This is a genomic window from Veillonella sp. AS16 (assembly GCF_000517785.1).
GTDB lineage: Bacteria > Bacillota > Negativicutes > Veillonellales > Veillonellaceae > Veillonella > Veillonella denticariosi.
The window spans coordinates 1-11460 of sequence record NZ_AZYX01000010.1; the positions used below are offsets into that span (position 1 = coordinate 1).

Genomic DNA, 11460 nt, shown 5'->3' on the forward strand with positions numbered 1-11460 from the left:
AGTATCTTTCAAACCTACAGTATACGTTTTAGCTTTAGTTACATTGTCGATGCTTTCATCAACTTTAATGTTTTTACCTTCAGCTACCTTCGTATTTGCTGCGGAGGCACTGTTGGATACTTCTTTCAACTGTTTAAGGTTAACTGCATCGCTGTCATCTGTACCGGCTTTCACGTTTTTGATTTGTGTATTGTTAGCATCAAAACCGTTATTTGTAACAAATGTTTTACCACCCACTGTCAAACCGTTGTTGTTGATAACTGTTTGACCTGTAGTTACGCTGTCCAAACCTTTAAGGTCTTTCGCCAAGCGAGCTTTCAAATCGTTGGAACCGTCGGATACAACACCGATGTTGTCCTCTGCAGTCAATTTGGATGGATCCGTAATGCCACCTTTAACGTTTACTTGTTCACCAAGTTTTTTATTGATTACGTTACCGGAGTCACCACCGAATTTCATGCCTTTATTGATCAATTCTTCTTTAGTTTTGAACAATTGGCTGCCGTTGATAGCATCTTTGGATGTAGCTGTTACAGCACCGTCTTTTACATTTGTAATTATAGTGCCGTCAGCACCTTCCAATGTTACCTTGGTTTTATCTACAACACCGTTTTTGATGTCATATTTAACAGCGCGATCTGTCAATTCATCTACGGATTTTTTGGAAGCGATGTTATTAATCGTTACCTGTTCTTTTTTATCGGCATGGTTTTTATCCTCTACAGTCAAGGTTACTTCACCATTGTCGTTTACCTTGTAGGAACCGTCACCACCGGAGTTTCTTACAAGACGATAATCAGTTGCACTGCTACCTTGTTGAGTAATTTGTTCGCTAACTTTTTTCAACTGATCTTCAGTCGCTGCACGACCGGATACGATAGATGTGGAATCCCAGCTTTTATTGCCCAAATTGGTTACATAATTACCGGTTTCGCTTGCATGTTTCGTATTTTGAACAGTTTGAGCGCCCATTACAACGCCACCGGCTGTTACTCTGCCTTTAGTACCATCAAGAACTACTTGATTGTTAGCGCTGCCCAATGTCACCTTGTCGTTCAAACGAAGATCATACTTAGCACCTTCAGTGCTTGTAGCAGGGGTTGTTGTCAATTTAAGGTTATCATCGGAAACAGTTACTTTCGAATGTTTGCCTGCTTCTGTTTTTACTTCATGCAATTGACTGCCGTTTACAGCATCTGTGGAAGTGGAGGAAACTTCGCCGGCTTTCAAATTAGTAATTGTTGTGCCGCCTTGACCTTCCAACGTAACCTTGTTTTTATTAACAGTTGCACCGTTAAGATCATATTTAACAACGCGGTCCGCCAATTTATCCAAGTCAGTTTTGGATGCGATATTGTTGATTGTTACCGTATTAGCAGGATTGTTAGGATGAGCTTCATCTTTAACCTGTAAATCAACTTTGTTGTTTTCTACGGAGTAGGAACCGTCCGCAGATTTTGTATTGTTGATCAAACGGTAATCTGTTTTAGCCGCATTAGTAGTCTTGATTTCATCAGACACTTTTTTCAACTGATCTTCAGTGGCAGCACGACCGGATGTGATTGTAGGGTTCTGAACATTCCATTCTTTGTTGTCCAAACCTGTTACATAGTTTTTACCGTCGTTATGTTTACCCATGCGAACAGAACCAGCAGTTACGCTGTTCAAGCCGGTTAGGTCTTTTGCCAACTTAACATTAAGGTTACCGTCTTTAGCTACAACGCCGATATTGTTGTCTGTTAAAGCACCGGCATTTGCACCGCCTGTAACACCCAATGTATCGCCAAGTTGTTTATTGATTTTAACATTGTCATCGCCTTGGAAGCTCAAGCCTTTAGCGATTTTATTAGTGTTATTTGTGATATTGGTGGTGTTAATATCTTGTTGCTCTTTGGAAGCGAGGTTCGTCAACTTAACTTGTGTAGGGTTGGAACCGTCAGCATCCGCAACAGTCAATGTCATACTACCGTCAGCAGCCACTTTATATTCGCCGTTGCTGCCAGGTGCAGGGTTTGCAATTAAACGATAGTCGGTTTTGGAAAGACCGTTAGAAATTTTAGAAATATCAACATCGAATGTCTGATTATCATTGCGTGTCAATGTCAATTTCTTACCGTCGTTGGATACAGCACCGGATGTAACATAGGTATTTTTCAAACCTGTTACTTCAGCCGTCAAACCGTTTGTACCGGTCATGTTAATCTTACCGTTACCATTCGCTTCATAACTGGCTGTACCGCGTTGCAAATATTTATCATATCTAGCCGCAATACGAGAAATATCGCCGATATTAGCACCATTAGAATCGATATCGCCACCGGATTTTACATTGGTGATTTGATTACCACCGGCATTGATGCCGGTTTTGCTCATAGAAACTTTGCCGGTTGTAACGGAGTTGAAGTTTGCGTCATCAACAGTTGCAACCGTAACATTGTCTCCGGCGCCTTCTAATTTAATATTTTTACCGGCATTAAAGTTCACCGTACGATTAGGAGCTTTTACGTCTTTAACCTTTTGGCCATTAACTTGAAGTTCCCAACCTTGGTTTACGGATTGGATTGCTTCATGAACAGTGTTTTTACCGGTATCACCGATATTGTTCATGGTGATTTTACCGTTCTGGTCAACTTGAGCATTACCGCCCAAGATGTTCTTAGTACTGTTAGCTATATTACCTACTGCATTAGCAACGCCATATAACTGGCTACCGTTAATAGCATCTGTAGATGTTGCATTCACACGGCCGGCAGCAACGTTTGTGATCGTACGTTTTGTAGAATCATTACCTACGCTAACTGTGGAATCAGCAGTACCACCTGCATAGTTGTATTTCAAGCCGTTAATTGTTTCACTAGCTGTGCTTACAGGAGCAGCTGTTTCAGATTTAGCGCCTAATGCAACGCCACGTACGTCATTTACTTTTGCTTTGCTGCCGAGTGCTAAACCTTCATTGGCCTGTACACTTGCTTCACTACCGATTGCTACAGCATCAGTTACTTCTTTTTTTGCTTTAAGTTGAGTGATTAATTGATCGTTATCTTTATAAACGCGGCTATCACGTACACGTTCTAATGTACCGGCTTGAGCGCTTACGCCCAATGCAATGGAACGAGAACCGGTTGCTTGTGCATCATCACCGATAGCTACAACATTTTTCTTGTCCCCATCCTGAGTACTTAACGCGCTAGCTTCACGACCCATAGCAATAGAGCCGTAACCTTCAGAATGTGCATTGTTACCGATAGCTGTAGAACGTTCACCTAATGCCCATGCCGCATTACCTGCAGCTACAGAGGAACCGCCCAATGCATAAGTATCATTACCCAATGCCACACCGGAACCGCCATGAGCACGTGCAGAGTTACCTACGGCAACGGAGTTATTTACTTTATATTGAGGATCATCTTTAATACCAGATTCAGCATTATTACCGATAGCAATGCCTTCTAAGGCACGAGCCTGTGCATTATTACCAATAGCTACCGCATTATCGCGATAATGAGCCGCACTACTACCGATGGCTACACCTTGTAAACCTTGTGACATAGCAGAGCTACCGATAGCTATGCCTTTCACAAAAGGCTCATTATTACGATTTTTCCCCGTCTCTACTCGAGCCTCATTTCCCATAGCGATACTATCATTCGCATTAGCATTAGCCTTTCGGCCAATAGCTAGTGAATTGTCACCTGACGCATTAGATTCCTGTCCTAACGCATTGGAATATCTACCGGAAACAGTATTTTTAAATCCGGCAGCCAAACCATGATCAGCGGTGATGATATTTTGGGTACCAAAGGCACTGGAAAAGTCAGCCGGTTTTACCGGGATTTTATCCTCCACATCAGTCTCTTTATGAAAAGGATGTTTCCTAAATTCCCCAACTCTATTATGGCTACCATATCCGCTTACTTGAGCTCCATATACAGCATTATTATCCCCAAACGCCATAGCACGTCCGCCACCATCTGCGGTAGTAGCCGCTCTTCTCCCCGATTGATCAATGGATGTCAACGTTCCATATACATCATTACCTTCCCCGAATGCATCGGAATGTTTCCCATTGACATAGTTCTGATTACCAAAAGCACCGGAACTTCCATATTGACTGGCAACAATATTCTGTTGACCTACAGCCACATTACCAGGTCCATCTATATATGTTCGCGACACCTCATTTTTATATGTCGGATTTTTCGATGAATCGGTAGAAACCCCGTCTATCCAATTTGGTGCCGCATCAACACCCGAAATTAACCCGCTACCGCAGGTCAACACCATAGCCGCCAAGCCAACTCTTACGGATGCTTTAGCGGAATTGCTAACAAAGCTTTTAGAGCCACGAGAATGACTCTTTGCGATTTCAGATACAACGACATAGGCGCCACGTACCTGACTCCAAATTACCCTATAAATACGATTCATTTAGTAGTACCTACCTTTCACACAGTTTTATAAGGGATTCTAAAACTTACACCAAAACACTAAATAATAAATTTTTCATCAAAAATTTAATTACTATACATATAAAATATCAGATTAGTTTATGAATGTAAATATATTTCTCATGATATACTCATTCATTTTCATAAATTTAACTTCATTTTACATTTATGAATTTACAAACCATCGGGAAACATATTTCCAATCATAGGAACCTTGTTGTTACAAGGCCAAACAACACATAACACTTAATACTAATGATTTTATAGTAAATTAATCACATTCATAATTTTCGATTAAAAAATATATGTGTTGTATTATACACTATTATGAAAAATTTGTGAAGTCAAATACAAAGAAAGAACGAAAGTCCTTTTAGAGAGGACTCCCGTTCTTTCATTTTAGGTACCATATTAAGTTAAAATCATCTTATTTTCATGGGTATTTTATGGTACATATACTCATTTTTACCACATGAATTCTAGATGAAATAACGATGAATTACATGCCCAATCGGCTCATAATTAGAGCTAATTGACGCTTCGTTTCTTCATTATCTTTCTGTAGACGAAGATTGTCTTCTTTCAATGCCGCATAATCGGCCGTCAATTGTTCGTCATGTGCTTTCATACGAGCATTTTCAGCTTTCAAAGCAGTCATTTCATCCTGCATTACGTACATGGAGCTGATCGGACCGCCCTTGTAACGTTCAGGAATCGCTTTCTTCGCATCGGAGTTACCGAATTTGTGAGTTACACCGGCATTTACCATGTTATGATGAGCGCCCACAGACATGCCTACATGGAACATCGTATCTTCCGCCGTGTAATGGGCAACGCCCAGAGCCGCCGCCGTTTCACCGCGATAGTTGCCGATACCGGCCATCACTTGAGTCGGTTCCAACGGATCATATTGAATAGGTTTCAGCGCTGAAAGTGCCGCCGCATGAGCGCCTACACGTTGTGTTTCGCCCGCTACGGAATTAATCGCATTAGTGAGGCCGTCCGTAGCACCTTTCAATTGATTTACATTAACCGCATCAGTACCATTTACACCAGGTCCGACATTAGTAATCGTATTACCGCCGTTATTTAAGCCGTCCTTAGTAAGACTTACGTTGTTACCGCCGGCAGGTGTAATCGTTACACCGCCACCGTTCACAACGGTAGCGTTACCTGCATCATCCTTAGTCGTTACAGTTTCAAGGCCCTTCAAGTCTTTCGCCATACGAACCTTGAGGTTGCCCGTACCGTCGGATACGACGCCCAAGTTATCTTCGGATGTCAACTTATTAGTATCTGTAATGCCGCCGACTACGTTCACCTGTTCATTAAGCTTTTTGTTGATTACATTACCGCTATCACCGCCGTATTTCATACCGTCATCTTTGGTTGCCACCTGATGGGTCTTACCGTTTTCATCCTGGTATTTAATACGCGTGATTTCGTTACCGTTGAGATCAGGGGCACCTTTATCGACAGTGATATCCGCATTGCGGCCGTCTTGACCGGTTAAGCCGATATGACCGACTCCGTCCTTTCCGGACATGGATACAGCATCTTTACCGTCCTTACCTGTGATACCTACCTTGCCATCCGTACCGTCAGCGCCATTAGGGCCTGTAATGGATACGCCGTCTTGACCGTTTTTGCCGACTTTCACCTTGTCAGCATTGACCGTATCGGTAGTGACCGTCTTGGTAGTGATACTGTCAGCCTTGAGGTTCTTAGCCATCTTGATGTTGATATTACCATCTTGATCGGCTACAGTTTTGATATTTTCACCGGAATAATCGCTATCGGCCCCTTGTCCTTCACCTTTAATGGTAACCTTTTGACCTAAATCACGATGGAATTCACCTGTATTGCCGGCGAAATTCATACCTTTTTTCGTGATTTCATCACCTAGGTTAGTAATCTTATTATCTAAGGATTTGTGAGATTTTTGCAATTGGTCTTCTGTAGCAGCACGACCGCTTGTGATGTTGTCAGGATCCCAATCTTTGTTTTCCAGACCCGTCACATGACCGTCCTTACCGTCAACAGATACCTTACCTGCCGCAATCTTGCCATCTTTACCGTCGATAGTTACCTTATCACCGGCCTTAATCGTACCGTTTGCACCGTCGATTGCAACATTGCCGGCCTTGATTGTCCCCTTATCACCATCGATTTCAACTTTATCACCCGCTTTGATGGTGCCTTTGTTGCCGTCGATTGTAACTTGATCACCAGCTTTGATTGTACCTGTAGTACCGTCGATTGCAACTTTCTTCGTAGCATCTTTGCCTAATGTTATTGTATCTTTAAGACTTACTTCATAGTTCTTAGGGCCAGTTTTATTGTTACTAGGTGTAACAGTAATATTATCACTGCCAGATACTGTCGTAGTTGCGTCCGCTGCAGCTTTATCCAATTGAGATTTATTAACTGCATCGTTAGGATCTGTGCCGTCAGCTACATTCGTAATCTTGTTACCGCCGTTATTTAAGCCGTCTTTTGTAAGACTCACTGCATTGCCACCCGCACGATTGATTGTCATACCATCACCATTGATAACAGTATTATTGCCGCCATTTGTGAAAGTAGCAGACGTCAAGCCTCTCAATTCTTTCGCCAAGCGCAATTTCAATGTATCGGAACCGTCAGAAACAACACCGATGTTGTCTTCGGTAGCTAATTTGCTTTCATCGGTGATACCACCCTTAACATTTACTTGGTTGTTAAGTTTCTTTTTAATTACATTGCCTGTATCGCCGCCATACATCATACCATCGTCCATGGTCGCCACTTGGTGTTCGCCGTTTTTGTCCTGGTAAACAATGCGCGTAATACCGTTAGCACCGTCTACGCCGTTTGCACCTTTTACGCCTTTAGCCGCATCATCATAGCCGTTCTTCACGGACATATCAATACCGTTTGTACCGTCAATGCCATTCGTACCTGCAGGGCCTGTCAAGCCGATATGACCTACGCCGTTCTTACCGGAGATAGATACTGCATCTTTGCCGTCTTTACCGACCTTCACGGATTCAGCTTTAAGGTTTTTATTCATCTTCACGTCGATAGTCGTGTTACCTGTCGCCGCATCCTGTTTAATGAAAGTTTTAATATTTTCACCGCTATAGTCACCATCGGCAGCTTTACCTTCACCTTGAACAGTAACAGTAGAGCCAAGCTTATTAATTTGTTCGCCCCCTACATTTGCATTGAATTTAAGGCCTTTATTAGTCAACGCGTCCGCATTATCCTTGATTTTATCATTCAAGTAGTCCACATTAACAGCTTCGCTGCCGTCATTGCCTGTCGCATACGCCAAGTTCGTCACATGTGTGCCGCTTTGTTTATTATTATAGGCAGGGCCTTCGTAAGTTACCTTGGATTTATCCGGATTACCCGCAGGATCCAAATCATACTTAACAGCACGGTCTGTCAATTTATCAAGGCCGGATTTAGAAGCAACGTCCTTAATCTTGACTGTTTCTTTTGTACCCGGATGATTTTTGTCTTCCACGGTCAAATCGATGTTGCCGTTGTCATCAACCTTGTAAGCACCATCGGCTTCACTAGCATTTTTCACCAAACGGAAGTCCGTAGCATTAGCACCCTGTTTCTTAACTTCATCGCTAACTGTTTTCAACTGGTCTTCCGTAGCAGCACGGCCGGATGCGATTGCAGGATTATCGATATCCCAATCCTTATTATCGAGGCCTGTTACATAATTACCGTTATTACCAGGGTTCGCACCATCAGCCTGTTTACCCATGGTCACAGTGCCGGCTTTCACAGTATCGGATGCCGTTACGGATTGCAAACCTGTTAAATTCTTAGCCAATTGCAATTGTAATTTTGCATTGCCGTCAGCGTCGACCGCCGCAGATGTAACACCGATATTATTTCCGGTTGCCAAATCAGCCGCATTTGTCACACCGCCCGTTATGTTCACTTGTTTGTTGAGCTTAACATTGGAGGTAACACCCATGTCACCTTTAAATTTAAGGCCGTCATTCAAGGTTGCCACTTCTTCGTTCGTGCCGTCAGGTTTTTGGTACGCAATACGAGTTGTCGTCGTACCAGGAGCACCGTCTACACCGGGTTGACCGTCACGAGTGATGGAAATGTTAGTCGTTACGCCGTCTTTACCGTTAATACCGATTTTACCGTCTTTGCCGTTTGCACCGGTAGCGGTAATTGTTTCGGCTTTAAGGTCTTTACCGAGTTTCACATCAATTGTGCTGTCGCCGTTACCGTCTTGAGAGATTTCCGTAATAATGTTGGAATTATCACCTTTAACGGTCACTTTGGAGCCCAATTTATTTGTTTTCTCGCCGCCGTTGTTAGCATCGAATTTCAAGCCTTTATTAGTTAATGTGTCTTCACTGTCCTTGATTTTATCTTTCAAGTAATCCACATTAACCGCTTCGCTGCCGTCATTACCTGTCGCATACGCCACATTCGACACATGCGTGCCGCCTTGTTTGTTATTGTATGTAGGGCCTTCGTAAGTTACCTTGGATTTATCAGGGTTACCCGCAGGATCCAAATCATACTTAACCGCACGATCATTCAATTTATCAAGGCCGGATTTAGAGGCAACATCCTTAATCTTAACAGTTTCTTTTTGACCTGCATGGTTTTTATCCTCTACAGTTAAGTCAACATCGCCGTTAGAATCAACTGTATAGGCGCCGTCTGCAGCTGTCGAATTTGCAACTAAACGATAGTCCGTAGAAGCAGCACCTTGATTTTTAATTACATCACTGATCTTTTTCAACTGATCTTCTGTAGCGGCGCGACCATTTACAGGATTAGATGTATTTACATCCCAATCCTGATTATCAAGACCGGTTACATAGTTCTTAGAATCAGCGTGTTTCCCCATCGTTACACCGCCGGCTTTCACGGTATCTGTAGCCGTCAATGTTTGAACATTAAGGTTTTTGTTCAATTTAACGCCGATTGTAGTATCATCGCCGGTTTGCGTAATTTCAGTAGTGATATTACCATCACCATTTACTGTTACTTTAGAACCAAGTTTGTTCGTTTTTTCATCGTTATTATCAGCGTTAAAACGAAGGCCCTTGTTGATAAGTTCATTTTTAGCATCAGTGATATTAGTATTTAATTCGTTTTTAGCATCGTGTAATTGACCGCCGTTTACAGCGTCCTTACTGCCTGCGCCTACAGTACCATCAGCAACATTGGTAATCTTTTGGTCGTTCGCATTGAGACCTGTTGAAGATACATAATTCTTGCCACCTACGGTCAAACCGCCGTTATCAATCTTAGTATTACCAGCTGTAACACTGTCTAATCCCGTCAATGTTTTAGCTAATTTTACATTCAATGTGCCATTGCCATCGGATTCAACACCGATATTACCGTCAGATAATGTGCCTGTAGCGCTGCCTTTAACAGATAGTTTTTCACCTAATTTTTTATTGATAACTTCACCAGAGTCACCATCAAAGTTCAAGCCTTTATCAAGAGTTGTATTGATAGTATTGATATCTTGTTTATTGTTATCGATAGCAGTCTTATTAGTGTTAACTTTAGTATTTACCGCTTTCAACTGATCTTCAGTAGCACCGCGACCGGATACAGCTACAGGATTATCCACATTCCAATCCGTATTCGTGAGGCCTGTCACATGACCTGTATCACCATCTACGGTTACAGGGTTCGTTGTACCTACGTTAATTTTATTACCGAGACCGACAGTATATTCCTTACCGCCTGCCGCATTTGTACCTTCCGTTACGGTTACATTCGCATCCTTCGCTTTCACAGTGGATGCCTTCGCAGTACCGTTGATAGCTTTTTGTAACTGACCGTAGTTGACTGCATCATTAGGATTGCTGCCGTCCGCCACGTTGGTAATCTTTTGATTGTTCGCATCGATGCCGTTCGGCGTTACATAGGTCTTACCGCCTACAGTCAAGCCGTCGTTGTCGATTGTTGTACCGCCGGCAGTAACGCTTTCTAGACCGGTTAACGTTTTCGCCAATTTTAGATTCAATGTACCGTTGCCGTCAGATTCAACACCGATATTACCGTCGGACAATGTGCCTGTAGCACCGCCTTTCACAGTTACGGTATCACCTAATTGTCTGTTACTTACAGCACCTGTATCGCCAGCAAAATTCAAGCCTTTATTAATTTTTGTATTAATAGTGGAGATGTCTTGCTTGTTTTTAGCGATATCACCTGTATTTTTAGTGATATTTTGTGCATTATTTGCAATATTCTGTTTATTCTGAGCAATATCGCCTGCATTTTTAGTGATATTCGTTGTATTCTTATCGATAGAGGATTTATTAGTATTAGCTTTATCATTAACCGTTTTCAACTGATCTTCTGTAGCGGCACGCCCAGGTACAGCCACTGGATTATCTACACTCCAGTCTTTATTTTGAAGTCCTGTTACATGGCCTGTAGTACCGTCAATAGTTACAGGATTTGCTGTACCTATTTTCATGGTATTCCCCAAAGTCATATTAATAGTGGTATCACCATTAGCTTGTGTAATTTCCGTATTGATATTGTTACCGTCGCCTTTAATAGTAACTTTAGAGCCTAATTTATTATTTTTCGCGCCGCCTGTATTAGCATCGAAATTAAGCCCTCTTTCAACTTCTTCTTTTACAGCATGTAACTGACTACCATTAATAGCATCTGTACTATTAGCATCGATACGACCGGCAGCTAAATTAGTGATTGTACGATAATATTTCTTAATACCTGCCACACCTGCTACATTATTAGCACCGATACTTACGGTACCTTGAGCCGTACCGCCGGCAAATGTCTTATTGACACCGTTAACAGTTGCATTCGGCGTACTTACTACAGTTTCAGTCGTTGAGTTAGTACCTAACGCTACGGAATTAGCCTGATCCACACGGGCATTATTCCCCATAACAAAAGAATCCATAGCCGTCGCATATGCCCAGTTACCTAACGCCATGCTGCCCTTTGCGGATACAGTGGAGTTATTACCCATGATATGGGCACC

The 11460-nt window shown here is 42.4% G+C and carries 2 protein-coding genes; both read right to left on the minus strand.

Annotation, left to right across the window (positions count from 1 at the left end):
- On the minus strand, positions 1-4428 hold a 4428-nt coding region (locus tag HMPREF1521_RS04170), incomplete at its 3' end, for an ESPR-type extended signal peptide-containing protein (RefSeq protein ID WP_038116216.1).
- 519 nt (positions 4429-4947) lie between these two features.
- Positions 4948-11451 carry a YadA-like family protein gene (locus HMPREF1521_RS04175; protein ID WP_369759696.1) on the minus strand — a complete coding sequence of 2168 codons (6504 nt, stop codon included), beginning with the start codon at positions 11449-11451 and terminating at the stop codon, positions 4948-4950.
- Positions 11452-11460: the final 9 nt, after the last annotated feature.